Source organism: Paenibacillus sp. SAFN-117 (assembly GCF_051966115.1).
GTDB lineage: Bacteria > Bacillota > Bacilli > Paenibacillales > NBRC-103111 > Paenibacillus_L > Paenibacillus_L residui.
Genome location: NZ_JBQCLK010000001.1, coordinates 198,165 through 214,843 on the forward strand (window position 1 = coordinate 198,165; position 16,679 = coordinate 214,843).

Consider the following 16,679-nt stretch of genomic DNA (forward strand, 5'->3'; position numbering starts at 1 on the left):
ATAGGCGGTTTTTTCGGACTAACGGAAACAGTTGCGCTTATTGCTTAGAATTCTCCTACTTTCGCGTGCATTTTTGGGTAATAAGGTCTTTGGGGTCCGTTAAAGTTACCGAAAGGCTCTTCTCGAGTAATTAAGGTCTTTGGGGTCCGTTAAAGTTACCGAAAGGCTCTTCTCGAGTAATTAAGGTCTCTGGGGTCCGTTAAAACCAAACTGCTCATACATTATTTTGCGAGGACAGTCTTGTAAAAAAACACAAAATATGCAGCAGGGCGCTCCCGACGAGGAACACCCTGCTGATTTCCCTATTAACGCCTCTCTATGTTTTCAATTCGGAAGGTATGGGGCCCGCTCCAGCTAGTAAACGGGTAAAATTTCAACCCGGACTGCCCGCCTGCACCTATCGCAAAACCGGGATCGATTCCGTCGGTTTGGATCAAGGTTTGTCCATTCTGCCGCTGAAGCTCTTTAATTTTGTAGCCGTGAGCGGATTGATCCGGATGAGTAATGACGATATAGCTTCCTTTCATCGTATCCGGCACTTCCGTATCGACGAGGAAACCGTCCACAGGATGCCCGTCGGCCTGCCGCCATACCTCGCTCACCGATCCTGTTACAGGGCCGGAACCGGTCAATTGAGCCTCTCCTTTCCGCAGCAAAGTCCCGCCGATCAAGGTCATCTCTTCCACCTGGCCATTTTTCAAGCGAATGATTCCCATCTTTCCTTGCAAAGTCATATCCCCGATGACCAGCGAATCCTCGGAACGGGGCGAGCTTAATATGATGTCCTTATAATCTCCGTAGGAAATCTCTACCGCTACTGCCCCTTCGGCAGAGCTGTCCGGGGTCAGCCTTTCGACCGCTGAGATTCTAGCAGCCGCTCCGGATCCATAAGGCTCCATGACCGTAACAAAATGGCTGTTCAGCCGGTTACCTTCTCTTCTCAGCACCAGCTTCGGCATCCAGTGCTTCACCGCTTCACTGTTAATGTCTTGACTGGTTCCGTACAACCGGGTGGAGCGGAGAGAAGGCGATTGGCCGATAAACAACTCGTTGCTCCCGGGATCTGCGCGGCCGATGATTTTCATATTCCCCCGGGCCTGACCGTTCTCGCTTGTCTTTAGAGTAACTTCAAACCGACCATCGGGCAGAGCGGTACGCTTGACATCCCGAACGTAAATATACCCGTAGTAATGCCCTTCGGCGCTTCCCGGATCATTCTCTCCTACCGGCTCAACGACCTCCGTCCCCGGCGGCAGCAAATAAGGTCCGTAATCGGCCAGCGCAAGGTCCGTGATCCATTGACCGTCCCGATTCGCATCCCCCTGCAGAGTATATTCATGCCTGTTTCCGCCCGACACCCGGAAGATATCCAGAATGTATCCCCCGCCATCCGTCCCCGGGAAGCGGATCATCCAGGGCTCCCGGCTGTATTCGTCCGTCTGCGGATAGGCTGTTTCCTGATGCGCCCTCATCACCTGAATTCCCGCCGACGCCGGTGCGAAGACCTCTATATGGCCCCCATGAACGGCCTCCCCCGTCTTGCTCATATCTTTGCTGTCCACGACAACCGTGTTATGGGCCATCGTCGAGGTCGTCCACTGCCGGTACAAGGTGTGCGTATAGCCGATATCCGGGAGCAGCTCCTGATTTTCTCCATAGAAGACGAGATTCAACGGATCGTAATGGTTATGCCCGTATTTGGGCACGAAGGATAGATAAAGCTGGCTCGGATCCTCCTCCGGCTCCCCGCGGGTCTGTCCGTCTCTGGCTTGCTGCGCTTCTTCGTCCAGCAGGGCAAGCCGGACGACCCCCATTTTATAATTCGTGGAGAGTTCGTCCTTGCCGACATTCTCGAAGCTGATCCGATGAACGCCTTCCTCCAACCGCATCGTTCCAAGAGTCTCATAGTCTTGAACTCCGGATGTCTTGCTGTAGAAGTTATAATTGTCCGCAAGCGTTTGCCCGTCTATTGCAATGTTATAGCGTCCGTAGCTGCCCGCTTTAAAAGGCTTCAAGTCAATCTCATAAGTATCGGTCGACGGAATCTCAAAGGAGAACACAATTCTCTCGCCCGGCGAATTCGCCTCCAATTGAATCGTTCCGCTGCTGCCGAAGTATTGATAACCTACCGTCTGTTCCTCCACCGTCATGTCGGGGAAGGGATAGATCAACCCAAATTCCGTCTCTCCCCTCTTACCAGTTCCCCGGGTCAAACGGGCGATTCCGGATGCCGGAAGCAGCAGGGAGCCAGAGTCAAGCTGCGGTGCGGGGGCCTTCTGGTTAGCCCAGGTGTCCATAATCGGGAAGTACTTGCCGTCCGGATAAACCATCAGGTTGGGCAGCTCTTGAGCCTTGCCGAGCACCGGGAACCGGCTTCCCATGTCCAGATTTTCCAGCCGGCGGCCGGTTCTGGGCGAGAGATAGCCCGCCGGGTCGGTCCAGCCTTGAAGCGCACGGACCGTTTGGTCCAAGCCTCCGGTGGATTGATTATGATAGGAGAAAGTCACTTCCTTGAAAAATCCGTCAAACAAATAAGTTGCCATGGAGAAATTCTCCACCAGCTCTACCGCTTCATGAATATAGCTCGGATCGTTGAGCGCTTTGCCCAGCTCAATCGTTCCCAGCCAGTTATTGTATTCCATATTATGGTTTAACACAGGATATGATCTGGTAAAATCGATGGACGGAAGGAACATCCCTTCCACAATTTTCTTCTCCACGTCTTCGCCGACCTCGCGGCTCAATTGTTCGAAGGCGTCCGTCCGGCTCACATCCGCATACGCCTGAACAAGAGGCTTCAAGCTGTTCAGATCGGCCGTGTACCAGCGATACCAGACCCCGCCCCAATAAGCATAAGGAGGCCCGGAATCCGCATTCAGCGGATAGTTCTGCCACATGTAGTCATTGGTCGGCACATAGCCTTCATACACCTGGGCAAAACGATATAAAAGCCGCGCCGCGCCCAGCGGGTCCTGCTTGGCCACCGCGGCGGTTTGCTGGACGGTGTAGTCCTTTTGCTTGTACCATAGATGGGCCGTAATAAAATACTTTTTGCCGTTCTCATCCTCATAATATGGATACTCGACGATTTCCCCTTTCCGGTTGCGAGCGGTCATTACTTTATCTTCTTTATATCGGTCGTTGGGATAGGTGAGATCGCTATGTGCGGAAGTCATCTGGTGCGGATGCTCCGGGTCCCAGTTATATAAAGTGTAGGGTCTCAGCTCGGGATGATCCGGCAGCCCTGTGAAAATAAAACCGGTTTTGTCCGGGATCAGCTCCAACAGCGTCTGTACCTGCTCGGAAGGAGCCGACCAAGGGACGGGAATTTTCGGGGAACCTTCCGCCTTCCTCAGAGCAGCATACTGACGGTCTCCTGCATCGATCAAATCCTTCCGGTCAAATATGATGAAGGCCGTGCGGACTTCTCCTGCCTTTACCTGCTTCACCATCAATTCCAGGCCGTACAGCCCCTCCTCCTTCGCTTCCGGATGGCTGAAGGCGATACTCCACCTCTCCCCGTTCTGTTCAACCTGCACACGGTCAAGCTCTGACCACTCTCCCGACGGCGTCCCCCATCGCAGGGTTACTTCGGTATTTTGACTTATATGAATATCGTTTCGTTTGAAGGAAAATCGCTTGTCGGTATAACCCTCGTAAGTAAACTCGGTTTGTTCCGGAATCCAGACGGATTTCTCCCGCTTGGGCCCCTTCTTCAACGAATCGGTTGCAGGTGCGGGCAGGAAGTACAGGCGGCCGAAGCGGCCGTGATCCGCAACATTGCCGACGAAAGTAATCGTTGCGGCGCCTGTGTCCGCAAAATACGAGTTGCGCATCTGTACCCATGAACTCATCGGTTTGGTATTGATTTTGTGCACAAAGACGGCATTGAAGCCCCATGGCTTCTCCGCTTGAACCGGACCTGTGCCTAGAGAAGCGAACGGAATCGAAATTTCTGCGGTAAACACTCCGTCCATCATTTGCTGGCGAACGGTCGCTCCCGATACCGATACGGCCCCTTCTCCCCATTGAGTCCGATATGGTAAATTCAGCGTTCCGTTCTTCACATTGACGATATAATAGGCTTCGCCATCACCCGGGGGCTTGATCATCAGGTCTACCTGGGCCAGGGACGGCTCCTCCTGCCTCCCGGTTTGAATGGCCGCATACAGATGGGTATCATCATAGGTTACTTTGACAACCGTGTCCGGTTCGGCAGGACGGTTATCGTAAACCGTAACAAAATTGCTTAGCTCGGCGGCATTCGCCCAAGCCGGGTCCGAGAGGCTGCCGTCCATGACGGGCGGCTGGGCACTCCATGGAATATAAGCCTGCTTGTCCGTATAATGCCGTATCGTTTCCGAGGCGAGCGCTTGCTCGTGCTTCTTCGCTTCATCCGGCCGGGCTTCCGCCCATCCGACTATGCTTGTCTGAACGATCAGAAAGATCAATCCGATGAGAGACCATTTTTTTAACATCCGCCAGCTCTCCTTTTCCAAATTGATTTGAGGCAGATATGCAGGCGTTACAATAGCTGTCTTTTGATTAATAAAGCGTTTTCATAAATGGGGAAAAAAGCTTAAGTTTCCCTCCTTTCTGCAAGATATTTCGTGCCTAGACATAACCGGCAGCATAACTCTCGGTCGAACCCATAGTTGTTACTAACTTGTATTCTATATTCCCCTCAAAATTCCTCTTATGTATGAAAAAGAAAATTTCGGAACCCCCGGATTGGGAGAACCCATCCGTCAGATCCCGCTTTTTTCCCGACCGTACAGGCACGGTTGGGCGTTTGCCCACATACAATGTAATATTCGTCGAACAAACGCCAAGGAGGCAGGCTTGTTTCGCTAACGCTCAGGAGGTGACAGATGTGCCGGGCCTATTTACGGCTATTGCTTTATTCATCAAGGAACTGATGCTTCTCGTCTCTTATGTCAAAAACAACGCTTTCCCCCAACCGCTCACCGAAGAGGAAGAAATGAGGCATCTGAAACAAATGGCTCAGGGCGACCAGCATTCCCGCAACATGCTTATCGAACACAACCTGCGTTTGGTCGCTCACATCGTCAAAAAATTTGATAACACCGGCGAAGATCTGGAGGATTTGATCTCCATTGGTACGATCGGCCTGATTAAAGCTATCGAGAGCTTCTCCCCGGACAAAGGGACGAAACTGGCCACCTTTGCCGCCCGTTGTATTGAAAACGAGATCCTGATGCATCTAAGATCGCTCAAGAAGACGAGAAAAGACGTATCGTTGCACGATCCGATAGGCACGGACAAGGAAGGCAACGAAATTACCCTGATCGATATTCTCGGGACAGAGGCGGATGAGGTGGCGGAACGGGTTCAGCTCAAAATTGAAAAAAGCAAAATATACGATCATCTGGATATTCTGGATGACCGGGAGCAGGAAGTGATTAAAGGGCGTTTTGGCCTGGAGCTGGGCGGCGACGAGAGAACTCAGAGGGAAATTGCCAAGGAATTGGGTATCTCCCGTTCTTATGTTTCCAGAATTGAAAAGCGGGCTTTAATGAAGCTCTATCATGAATTTTATAAAAAGAAATGATTGTGCGGCCGTTCTATTTCCCGACCGGGAGATAGAACGGCTTTTTCTAGCATTGGGGAGGTAGAGTCCGGCTGTCACAAAGCCTGCAGAAATACATCTTTTTGAGTTTACATTTCAGTTATTGGGTCAAAGCCTGCGATAGTGCATCTTTTTCTTCTTGAAGTAGGCGATTCAGCCATTTGGAAAGAAAATTCCTGTATTTTCGCAGGCTTTTCATTCGAACCCCTCCATTCGCTTCATAATTGATGTATTATCGCAGGAATTTACTCCACGGCAATCGGAATCTCAGCGAGCCTGGCCATTTTACAAAAATAACTGGTCAAGCCCCGTATTGTTAGGTATAATGTCAAACTGTGAACATCGGCCCCGGCTTTTCTGAGAGTGGAAAGCCAACAAAACTATACGCAGATATCTAGGAGGTTTGCTCGCACTAACATGAATGCACAACTGAAAAAATCCTGGTTTTCCAACACGCGCATGGACATCCTGTCGGGAATGACGGTCGCTCTGGCTTTGATTCCGGAGGCGATCGCATTCTCCATCATTGCAGGAGTGGACCCGATGGTCGGGCTGTACGCTTCTTTCTGTATTGCTCTCGTTATTTCCTTCGCGGGGGGAAGGCCCGGAATGATTTCCGCCGCTACCGGAGCCATGGCGCTGTTAATGGTTACGCTCGTCAAGGATCATGGGCTGGAGTATTTATTTGCGGCGACGATATTGACCGGTATTTTGCAATTCGTGATGGGATTGCTGAAGCTGGGCCGCTTTATTACCTTCGTCCCTCATTCGGTGATGACGGGCTTCGTGAATGCGCTCGCGATTCTCATTTTTGCGGCTCAACTGCCCCATTTTGCCGGACAAGGCTGGGTCATGTACGCGTTGGTTGGCCTCACTCTGGCCATTATCTATCTTTTGCCGAAATGGACGAAGGCCGTCCCTTCTGCCCTGGCTGCCATCCTTATAGTCTCTTTCCTGTCGATCGGGCTTGGTTTGAAGGTTAATACCGTAGGGGATATGGGGACGATTACCAATTCGTTGCCGGTCTTCCACATTCCTCAAGTTTTGTTGAGCTGGGAGACTCTGCTTATCATCTTTCCCTATTCATTCTCCCTGGCATTGGTAGGAATCCTGGAATCGCTCTTGACAGCGACAATCGTGGATGAAATGACGGATACGGCAAGTGATAAAAATAAAGAGATAAGAGGGCAAGGGCTGGCCAATATAGTGGCCGGCTTCTTCGGAGGAATGGCGGGATGCGCCATGATCGGGCAATCGGTTATCAATGTGAAATCCGGCGGCCGCACCCGCCTGTCCACCTTCGTTGCGGGAGCCTTCCTCCTGTTTCTGATTATTGTACTCGGCAAAGTCGTTCAGCAAATCCCGATGGCCGCTTTGGTCGGCGTCATGATAATGGTCTCCGTCGGAACCTTCAATTGGAGCTCGCTTCGTAATCTTAATAAAATTCCCAAGAGCGACTCGTTCATAATGATCGTTACTGTCGCTATTGTAGTGGCTACCCACGACCTGTCCAAAGGCGTGTTGGCCGGAGTGCTGCTCAGCGCGCTGGTCTTTGCCTGGAAAATGGCCAAGATCCGGATTCAGGCGACGGTTCAAGCGGACGGGAGCAAAGTATACAAGGTAACCGGCCAGATGTTCTTCGGCACCACCTCCGACTTCTTGAAGCAGTTTCAATATCAGGAAGACCCGGGCCATATCGTGATCGATTTCTCCGGCTCGCATGTCTGGGATCATTCGGCCGTGACAGCTATCGCCAAAGTTGTGGCGAAGTACCGGCAGTTGGACAAGAAGGTTAGCATTACCGGCCTTAACAACGAAAGCAGCCGATTGGTGGACACGGTCGGACTCGAGCTGTCGGCCGGACATTAAATAAAATTACCCCCACAAATGCGGGGAGCCCCGGAACTTATAATATCTGTACTATCCAAGGATAAACGGCTATCGCCGTCCTTTGGACAGGCGCGTTTACCGATGAAATATAAGAACAGGTATAAGGTAAAACTTAGATGCTTATATTAGAAAAAAGCCCGCCCTCCGATAAGGAGAGCGGGCTTAGTCTATTCACGGGACATTCGCGGAACGTAGTTGCAGCGAACAGATTCCGTTGACTGCCTTAGCGGGTCGCTGCCTCCAGCATAGCCCAATCACGATCTGTAAAATTCCCCATGTGCCACAGCGACACACCCTGCAGCCCGTAATATTTGGCCAGCCATATTTTCGCCTCTATGCTGTCCGTATCCTCGTACCACAGCTCATGACTGCCGCGATCATCGGAATACAGCAGTTGCCTAACATAATAAGGATTGGCCAGCTTCGCCTGGGTTCCCGGCTGCTTCAGCCGTTCCTCTACCAGCTCGACGGCGGGCGAGTAGTATTCTGTCCCCGCAGAAGTGCTTACCCATTGATTCGCCTGCTTGGAAATGCCGAGAATCAGCTTCTCGGCCGGAATCGACTGCAGCGCCTGGCGGACCGTATCATTCACCAGCGGCAATGGAGCGGAAGGAAGCCTCTGGCTCCGATCCGTATAGTCGTAGGCCATCAGCACGACCGCATCGGAAATTCGGCCGATTTCCGCCAGGTCATAGCCGGAATAGTAGTAGGTTGGCGGGACGGCCACCTTCAAGGAATAGGAGCCCAGCTTATCCTTCAGTCCTTGGATAAAACGGACGAACGGCTCCCGGCTTTCTTCGCCCTTCAGTCCTTCGAAATCGATAAGCAATCCGGTAAATCCGTATTGGGGATCACTCAGCACGTTCAATGCCGATTCATAGAAGGCTTCCACTGCCCGCTCATCCTGAAGGAACTTCGCCAACATGGGGCCATCGTTATAGAAGACCATCAAATCCTTGGAAATTCGATGACTTCCGGCGGTATCCAACGCTTCCTTCCACCCTTCCGGTATCCGGTATTCCGTCTCGGCTGTATTCAGAGACGCGGAGCCTTCCCCGGAATATTCGAGGTGGGACCAGCCGAATACCGCATGATCCACCATCTCCAGCTTGTCCATATTGGAATAGGAGCGAATCGCATAGAAACCGGTCACCGATACAGGTTGTCCGGATTGCAAGCGATCCGTCAGCCGGTGAATGATCGCCGCCGCCTCCTTCCTCGTCAATTCGTCGCCGGGGCGAAAGCCTGTCTCGTCACCTTCCATGATCCCCCTATTCATTGCATAGTAGGCATAGGGCGCCGTATCCGGACGGAATTGCGCCTGATCGGCAAATCCTCTGGCGGCCTGCTCATGGAGCCAGCCCGATTCCAGCCAGGCCTTCCGCTCCTGTTCATCGAGGCCGGCCAGCAGCGATCGTCCCGCCGCTGCCGCCACCTCTTCCCGGGTAATGGCTCGCTCGGGGTGAAATTGCCCGTTCTCAACCATATGATCCAGCCAGCCCAATGAATAAGCGGCCTGAATATATGGATAGGACCACCGGTCCCCGGTTACATCCGTTAACGTTAATGACGGCTCCGCTGGGGCACCCAGCTTGTGAGCCGATGTCAACAGCTTAATGAAAGCTTCGCGGGTCAGCTGCTCATCCGGCCGGAAGCTGCCGTCGGAATAGCCTTCTATCACCCCCAAGGACGAAAGCAAGTAAACGGAGGCTTCGGACCAATCTCCTTCCTGCAAATCGTTAAATGGCTTTAAAGCCGCTACATCATAAGCATAGACGTTCACTGTTCCGACGCTCATCAAGAGCACGACAAAAGCGATTATTTTTATCCACTTTCCCATTCGTTTGATCTCCTCCCCCAAATATAAAACGCGGCATAGGGAGGAAAGTTGCACCCGGGGAAAGAGGATTGGCTGCGGACGCAACGAGCTTAACCTTTATCCCGATGTTTGTATTATCGGGTTAAGACCCCCACCTCTATAGGTGGGCTCTAAATCAGGTGGAGTAGAGTCTCCATCTGATTACTCGATGTTCAGCTAAGCTGAACGAGTTCACTGAAAAATGGAAAAACCGCCGATGTCGGCGGTTTGCGTATGATGACGAATCCAGAAATATAGCGGAACAGCAAAAAAACTCTGAAATAATGCACGCCATGAGCATTGCGAATCCGCTGACGTTGCAGGCAGGCTAAATTCAGCTATCCGGCGAATCGTTCACCCATTGGGGGAGAAGCTGCCCGATCGAATCGTGAAATACATAATCCGCCGTTCCGTCAAAAGGAGTGGGCGACCGGTTGATAATAATGAATCGGTCCCCATTGAAATACCGAATCAAACCCGCAGCGGGGTATACCGTCAAGGAGGTTCCTCCCACAATCAGCACATCGGCGCCGGCGATGGCTTCGATGGACGCTGTCAGCACCTTCTCATCCAGCGGTTCCTCATAGAGAACAACGTCCGGCTTCAGCTTTCCCCGGCAAATCGCGCATTTGGGCACGTTCTCTGCACTGTTCAGAACATAATCCAGGTCGTAGCTCTCATGGCAGTTCAAGCAAATATTCCGGTGAATGGAGCCGTGAAGCTCCAGGACATTGCGGCTGCCGGCCGCCTGATGCAGACCGTCGATATTTTGAGTGATGACGGCGGACAGGCGCCCCTCCTGCTCCAGCTTGGCCAAGGCCAGGTGCGCCGCATTAGGTTTGGCATCGGGATATATCATTTTCTTCCTGTAGAAGCGGTAGAAATCTTCCGGATGCTTCATAAAAAAACGGCGGCTAAGAATTTCTTCCGGAGGAACCTCCGTTCCCTCCGAAGTGGAGTACAAGCCCCCTTCCGAGCGGAAATCCGGGATTCCGCTCTCCGTTGACGTCCCCGCTCCTCCGAAGAAAACAATGGAGCGGCTTCGCCGAAGAAGCTGCCGCAGTTCCAGCAAATGTTCCATCCTCATCCCTGCTTTCCTCTGTACGTACAAGAATTGCGATTATACCGTATGGACCGGTGTGCCGGCAAGAAAGGCGGCCACGTTGGCCGCCGCAGTTTCCAGCAGCCTGCTCCTGGCCTCCTGTGTCGCCCAGGCGATATGGGGAGTCAAGATGCAGTTGGCCGCTTTCGTTAGCGGATGATCGCTTCCCGGCGGCTCCTGGGACAGAACGTCAACCGCCGCCCCGGCAATCCGGCCTTCGTTCAGCGCATCGGCCAAATCCTGCTCGCGCACCAGCTTCCCTCGGGAGGTGTTGATCAGGAAGGCGGAGGGCTTCATCCGGTCCAGCGTCTTCCGCTGAATGATTTCTTCCGTCTCCGGGGTAAGCGGACAATGCAGGCTGACCACATCGGAAAGACGAAGCAGTTCGTCTAGTTCCACAATCCGCACGTTATCCTCCGTTGTTCCGACGGGAAGGCGGCGCTTGGTCGCGATCACTTCCATGCCGAAGGCTTGCGCGAGCTTCGCCGTCTGCTTTCCGATGGTGCCGAGCCCGATAATCCCCATCGTCTTGCCGCTTAATTCGATCAACGGGGTGAGCGAATAGCTGAAATCCCGGCTGGCCGCCCAATCACCCGCCTTCACCGAATCGCTATGCCGGCCGGCATGATGACACAGCTCCAGCAGTAGGGCCATCGTAAGCTGAGCTACGGAACGGCTGCTGTAATCCGGCACATTCGTAACGATGACGCCTCGTTCCGCTGCAGCCTTCACATCGATGATATCATACCCGGTAGCCAGCACTCCGATATATTTCAGCTTGGGCAATTGCTCCAGAGTTGCGGCCCGCAAGGGTGTCTTGTTCGTCAGCACAATTTCCGCATCCCGCGCCCTCTCCACAATCTGCTCCGGGCCCGTCCGTTCGTAGATCGTCAACCGGCCCAGCCGCTGCAGCGGCTCCCAACTGAGATCGCCGGGATTCAATGTATAACCGTCCAGAACAACTATGTTCATGAACCTCTCCCCCTTTTTCCGAAAATTGGCTATCCTGCTTCCTACTAGTATACGACAATAAGCCTCTATTCTTCAAAAGGCAGAAAGCCGGCGCTTCAGGGAAAACCAGACTGGACTTTGGTCGGAGGTGAAATCTCGGCGCGAGGCCGGTTCGTTCTACCCGCATCATCCGATATACTGGAAAACAAATCCAACCATAACAGGATGGTCACAAGCTTTGACGAAACAGTAATGGTTGGCATCAGCGCGCTGCTGTTCTTATCACTATGCTGTGTGAACTAACAGATCGGGCCGGTAGGCGAGAAGAACGGGCAAGGACAGCGCCCGGCCAGCGGCATTAGGCAGGACCTGCGCCAACTGCGACCGGTCAAGCTATTTTTCCTTGGGGAGTGTTAACAATGAAACATCGCTATTATCTTTGGCTGCGCGAGTACGACAATCGGCTGTTTCTCTGGTGCAATCATTCGCTCAGCCATCCTGTGCTCGACCGCCTACTAAAGGGGCTCACCCATTTGGGAAGCGCGGCATTCACCATCCTGTTTTCCCTTTCGATTATCCTTTTCTCGGTAGAGCCTTGGCAAAGAACCGGCTGGCTGAGCCTGATCGCCTTAACCGCCAGCCATCTGCTGGCAGTGCTCATCAAAAAAACGTTCCAGCGCAACCGGCCCTATGATGTCCTGCAGCAGGCGAAGCTCTTCATCCATCCGCTCAAGGATTATTCGTTTCCCTCCGGGCACACGACGGCCGCTTTCTCCACTTTCATTCCGTTCTTGTTCGCCGATCCCGGGCTCGCCCGGATATTGCTGCCGCTGGCCTTCATCGTCGGCCTGTCGCGTATTTGCCTGGGCGTTCATTATCCTTCCGACGTGCTGGCCGGCGGTTTGGTCGGCACGATAACCGCCATCCTGGTTGTACTGGTCGCCGGGGCCGCGTAAGCAGCAAATTTTAGAGAACACGAAAGCGAGGAAATGGATATGCAGGCCGGTTCAAAAATCAAACAAGTGGTCCAGCATTGTTGGATGGGCTGGGAGCGGGTATTCGAGGCGTTCAGCCGCTTACGCTCCAAATATGCCGGAGAATTCGGCATCTGTAAAATGTTCGTAATCAAGTACCAAGGGAAGTGCATTCAGTGCGAGGACGGCACATGGATACATTCCGGCGATTGGATCGGCGAACTGCATTTGGATAATCGGAAAATCCTTCATATGCTGCAGTCCAACGAAGCGAACCGCGTGGCGCTGATGATCGCCCGCCTTACACGCGGCGCCATGCGGCAAATTTGCGCAGAAATGCAAAGAAACCCGCAGCTGAGCCAGGTCAAGGCGCTGCAGGGCATAACTTTGCTGCATCGAGGCATTACGCACGGGTTGGGCTTTGAGACTCACCACGTGGAGCAGGGCTTCTTCCGCAAGTTTACTACCTCCTATTTGCGTTTGCTGTTGACGGTCTTCCATCCGAATAACCGCCGGCGCATCGTCCCCCATACGGAGAAGCTTGTTCCGATGAGGCTAGTGATGACCCGCTCTTCGCTGATCCGCCGGTTCGGGGTGGAGTCATCGGCTATTTAGCCCGGCGCGGGTGATCCGTCCGGCGATATTTCCGCTCGATTCGGCTTTTTCCCTGGCCCTGCCCTGTCCTGTTAACCTGGAACTAACGTTTTCCGCTTCTGCTGAATAGGATAATAAGACTCGTGGGTTCGAGCCGGTTAATCTAGAAAGGAAGGGAGAGTTTGGATGAGCGGGAATAAACTTCGAATAGCCGCCTTTGGCGACCTGTTAGTCAGAGGAAACATGATAACGACGGCCAAGCTGCCCGATACGGACCGGTATTCCTTCGAGCCGCTGCTGGAGCCGATCGCGCCTATATTGCGGGATGCCGATTTATCGATAGGCAATCTGGAAGTGACATTGGCGGGCAGGGAAAGCAGCTATATGAGGAGAAATCCGAAGACCCGGTATCCCGAATTCAACTGTCCGGACGAATTCGCGGCAGCGCTGGCCCACAGCGGAGTCGACGTATTAACGACTGCCAATAATCATTGCATGGATCGGGGGGAGGCCGGATTGGTCCGCACCCTCCGCATCTTGAACAAGCACCGTATCGCTCATACCGGAACCTATGCGTCCAAAGCGGGAGCGTCTAAGCCTCTGATCCTGGAACGCAATGGAATCCGCATCGGCATCCTGTCATACACAAGAGGAACCAATTCGCTGCCGGTCCCGAAGCCGTGGATGGTTAACCGAATTCACCTGCCCTCGATGTTACGGGATCTGAAGAATCTCGTTCGGGTCACCGATCTTCCGATTGTCTGTATTCACGCCGGACCCGAGTACAGCCACAAGCCGACCGGCGAACAGCGGCGGTTGGTTAGGATGCTTCTCCAGCATGGAGCCCGCCTTGTTCTCGGCTCCCACCCCCATGTTGTACAGCCGGCGTATTTTCCTTCACCCGGACATTTTGCCGTCTATTCCATGGGAAGTCTGTTAAGCACCCGCTTGAAAAAAAATCCGTCCACCCTGGCCGGAGTGATTCTGCAAATCGAAATCGAGAAAGCACCTAACCGGAGGGTGCGCATCTCCGATGTGCATGCAGTGCCTACCTGGGTCCGCTCTCCGGAGCAGACGAAGAGCGGAACCTATCAGGTCGTTCCCATTCAGGCCGCCCTTGAACGGCCCGAGGAGATAACCGACGGGGAGGAAAGAGCATTGATGCAGCGGCTTTATCAGCAGACGCTGGACGTCCTGAACTTGAAGCGCCGTTCCCCCGCATCGGCTGTTCAGGCTTAAATAACAAAATCGAGAACCCATTCCGCCTCATAACGGTTAGCTTTCTGCAGCGGCGGCGAATACAAATGGAAAGTGATGAGCGGCTTGTTGGACGGGTTGCGCATGGCGTGAACCTGCCCCGGCCCGGCGTAGAAACATTCCCCGGCATTCAGCCTGTATTCGTAAAGAAACTCCGCCTTGCCGCGGTCATTAGGTTTATAGATCGTATTTACCATCGTCCCCTGCACGATATAAGCGCAGCCTACCGATTTGCCGTGATCGTGGATAAAGGTAGACTGGAGAGGCGGCAGGTAAATGACGATCGCTTCCACTTGATCGGTCCGGTGGATGACGTTCCGTCCGTAGGGCAAATCCTTCGGCTCGGTTACGTGCGGACCGATCTGAAGCGGAGTGCACTTCAATTCGCGAATAGCCGCTCTAAGCTCTTCCTCCTTGCCGGAGGATATCCCGTTGAACACTCTCTTTACTTCTTCCAGCCAGTTCATGTTGTCCTCCTTATAAGCATTGTTCCTGTTTCCTATAAGAAATCTTTATAAAAAAACTATAGATCCGGAGGGACTATAGCCCTGCTTCAATGTATGGAAAAAAGAACAGGAGGGTTCCAACAAAGCCGGCAAAAAAAGAAAAGGACAAGGAGCATTAGCCTCCGTTGCCCGTCGTTAAGCGGTCGCTCATTGGGATGGAAAGCAGGACGGTCGTCCCTACCTCTTCCTGGCTGTCAATAGATAGCCGCGCTTCGCTGCCGTAATACAGCTTGATACGGGAGACCACATTTCTTAAGCCGAACAGATCTTCAACCGGTTCCGCGGAATGTGCGCTGGAGACGACCGAGGCGGCCGCAGCAAGCTCCTGCCGAATATACCGCAGCTTCTCTGCGCTTATTCCGACTCCGTTATCCTGCACGGTAAGCTGCAAATGATCGTCCTCTAACCGGCTTACGATCCGGAGATGGCCTCCGCTTTGCTTCTTCTCCAGCCCGTGCAGTATCGCATTCTCCACGAGCGGCTGCAGCAGCAGCTTAAGAATATATAAGTGCTTGCTGTCCTCCGATATTTCATACTCCACTGTAAACTGGTCGAGGAAGCGAAGCTGCTGCACCCGGATGTAATAATTCAGGTGACCCATTGTTTCCTCAACGGTGAACGTATCCTTCCCCTTGTTCAGACTGAGCCGGAAAAAACGGGAAAGATTCAGCACCATTTCGCTAATTTCGCTTGCCTCGTAATTTTTGGCCGTCCAATAGATCGTGTCCAAAGTGTTATACAGAAAATGCGGATTAATTTGCGACTGCAAAAATTTCAGTTCCGTTCGGGACAAGCGAAGCTGCTGCTCATAGTGATTTTCAATCAGATGCTTCTGATCCTCAATCATTTTATTGAATGTGTTGGTTACATATCCGAACTCGTCCTTGCGGTTATTGTCGCTGAGCCTGACGTCGAGGTTGCCGAATCTCAACTGCCTGAGCCCATATGCCAGATTAGACAGGGGCGAGGAAATCCCGCTGAACACAATCCAGGAGATCCAGAGGGCCAGAATAACGCTCAGCCCGATGATCAAATAAGTGAACATTTGCAGCTGCCGGGTCTTCCCGTTCAGTTCAACCTCCGGCTGCATGAGCTGGAGCGACCAATTCGAATAGCGGGACTTGGCACGAATGATGAACATATTCTCTTCGTGCTTCTCCATGCTCTTCATAACCATCTCCTCGCTCACCGGATCCCAATAAGGGAAGAAACGGCTATGCCCGGTGCCGGCTACCAGCTTGTTATCATTGGAGAACAAGTAGATATGGGCATTCTCGGACGGTTGAATCGAAGAGGTCAGCTTGAGCAGCGTATCTCTCTTGATCGCCAGAATCAGTATGTTCGGCTGCCGGTCATGATTGTATAAATCCATCGTCCGCAATAAATAGATTTGATCGGTCTCGAACGTACCGTTAAGCAGATCCTCGTTCCCGTCGGCTTCCGGGATGTACAGCAGCCTGGCCCCGTTAGCTTCGACCGTCTTGGCGATGACTGGATGCCGTTCCGCACCGGGAATTCGCTTTCCGCCGGAGTCCGTAGTGATCATCATTTCGGAAGGCAGATGAATGATGGATATTTTAGACAAAATATGATTGATGGACATCACATTTGTAATTTCCCGCATCAGAAGGGAAAAGTCGACAATGGACTGCGGCGTCAGCTGCGATTCCGCCTCTTCGAGAAGACGGATCAGGTTGCGGTCCGTTGCCAGAAGAGTGGACAGCTCATCCACATTCTGCAGGGTCAAATCGATATATTCCACTGCGGCCTGAAGAGCCCCGCGTGTTCTTTCCCCGGTCTCCTCCTCCAATATCTGTTGAGATTTGCCGTTGGCAAACAAGCTGATGATCACGAGGGGAAGGAGGATGAGAAGAAAATAGCATGTCAGCCTCACCTGAATGCGTCCGGTAAAGTAATTATAGATTCCTCTCAGCAGCCTTCTCATAGATGCGCGTTC

The 16,679-nt window shown here is 52.8% G+C and carries 11 protein-coding genes; 5 read left to right on the forward strand and 6 right to left on the reverse strand.

Annotated elements, in window-relative coordinates; translation table 11 throughout:
- Nucleotides 1-305: 305 nt before the first annotated feature.
- Nucleotides 306-4,478, reverse strand: a complete 4,173-nt coding sequence (locus ACTHRH_RS00875; protein WP_440413613.1) for a heparinase II/III domain-containing protein — start codon at nucleotides 4,476-4,478, stop codon at nucleotides 306-308.
- Nucleotides 4,479-4,873: 395 nt separating this feature from the next.
- On the opposite strand from ACTHRH_RS00875, the gene sigK reads away from it, so the two are divergent.
- Together sigK and ACTHRH_RS00885 are read left to right on the forward strand one after the other, a co-directional pair.
- The gene (gene sigK / locus ACTHRH_RS00880) at nucleotides 4,874-5,572 is read left to right on the forward strand and encodes an RNA polymerase sporulation sigma factor SigK (protein WP_144939298.1); all 699 of its coding nucleotides are present in this window, start codon (nucleotides 4,874-4,876) and stop codon (nucleotides 5,570-5,572) included.
- A gap of 435 nt (nucleotides 5,573-6,007) precedes the next feature.
- Nucleotides 6,008-7,459, forward strand: coding sequence for a SulP family inorganic anion transporter (locus ACTHRH_RS00885; RefSeq protein WP_440413616.1), 1,452 nt, complete (start codon nucleotides 6,008-6,010; stop codon nucleotides 7,457-7,459).
- A gap of 244 nt (nucleotides 7,460-7,703) precedes the next feature.
- On the opposite strand, the gene ACTHRH_RS00890 is transcribed toward ACTHRH_RS00885, so the two are convergent.
- The 3 genes from ACTHRH_RS00890 to ACTHRH_RS00900 all read right to left on the reverse strand — a co-directional run bounded on the left by ACTHRH_RS00890 (nucleotide 7,704) and on the right by ACTHRH_RS00900 (nucleotide 11,412).
- On the reverse strand, nucleotides 7,704-9,320 hold the full coding sequence (locus ACTHRH_RS00890) for an S-layer homology domain-containing protein (protein WP_440413618.1): 1,617 nt from the start codon (nucleotides 9,318-9,320) through the stop codon (nucleotides 7,704-7,706).
- A gap of 352 nt (nucleotides 9,321-9,672) precedes the next feature.
- Nucleotides 9,673-10,419, reverse strand: a complete 747-nt coding sequence (locus ACTHRH_RS00895; protein ID WP_150959235.1) for an NAD-dependent protein deacylase — start codon at nucleotides 10,417-10,419, stop codon at nucleotides 9,673-9,675.
- 39 nt (nucleotides 10,420-10,458) lie between these two features.
- The gene (locus ACTHRH_RS00900) at nucleotides 10,459-11,412 is read right to left on the reverse strand and encodes a D-2-hydroxyacid dehydrogenase (protein WP_440413620.1); all 954 of its coding nucleotides are present in this window, start codon (nucleotides 11,410-11,412) and stop codon (nucleotides 10,459-10,461) included.
- A gap of 398 nt (nucleotides 11,413-11,810) precedes the next feature.
- Between ACTHRH_RS00900 and ACTHRH_RS00905 the strand changes: the two genes are divergently transcribed.
- The 3 genes from ACTHRH_RS00905 to ACTHRH_RS00915 all read left to right on the forward strand — a co-directional run bounded on the left by ACTHRH_RS00905 (nucleotide 11,811) and on the right by ACTHRH_RS00915 (nucleotide 14,198).
- Nucleotides 11,811-12,347, forward strand: coding sequence for a phosphatase PAP2 family protein (locus tag ACTHRH_RS00905; RefSeq protein ID WP_379290488.1), 537 nt, complete (start codon nucleotides 11,811-11,813; stop codon nucleotides 12,345-12,347).
- A gap of 39 nt (nucleotides 12,348-12,386) precedes the next feature.
- On the forward strand, nucleotides 12,387-12,980 hold the full coding sequence (locus ACTHRH_RS00910; RefSeq protein WP_144939286.1) for a YkoP family protein: 594 nt from the start codon (nucleotides 12,387-12,389) through the stop codon (nucleotides 12,978-12,980).
- 165 nt (nucleotides 12,981-13,145) lie between these two features.
- On the forward strand, nucleotides 13,146-14,198 hold the full coding sequence (locus ACTHRH_RS00915; RefSeq protein WP_440413623.1) for a CapA family protein: 1,053 nt from the start codon (nucleotides 13,146-13,148) through the stop codon (nucleotides 14,196-14,198).
- Here the strand turns inward: ACTHRH_RS00915 and ACTHRH_RS00920 are convergent.
- Both ACTHRH_RS00920 and ACTHRH_RS00925 read right to left on the reverse strand, forming a co-directional pair.
- Nucleotides 14,195-14,683, reverse strand: a complete 489-nt coding sequence (locus ACTHRH_RS00920) for a cysteine dioxygenase (protein ID WP_150959230.1) — start codon at nucleotides 14,681-14,683, stop codon at nucleotides 14,195-14,197. The two genes, ACTHRH_RS00915 and ACTHRH_RS00920, sit on opposite strands and share 4 nt — an antisense overlap.
- A gap of 154 nt (nucleotides 14,684-14,837) precedes the next feature.
- Nucleotides 14,838-16,667, reverse strand: coding sequence for a cache domain-containing sensor histidine kinase (locus ACTHRH_RS00925; protein ID WP_150959229.1), 1,830 nt, complete (start codon nucleotides 16,665-16,667; stop codon nucleotides 14,838-14,840).
- Between the last annotated feature and the right edge of the window lie 12 nt (nucleotides 16,668-16,679).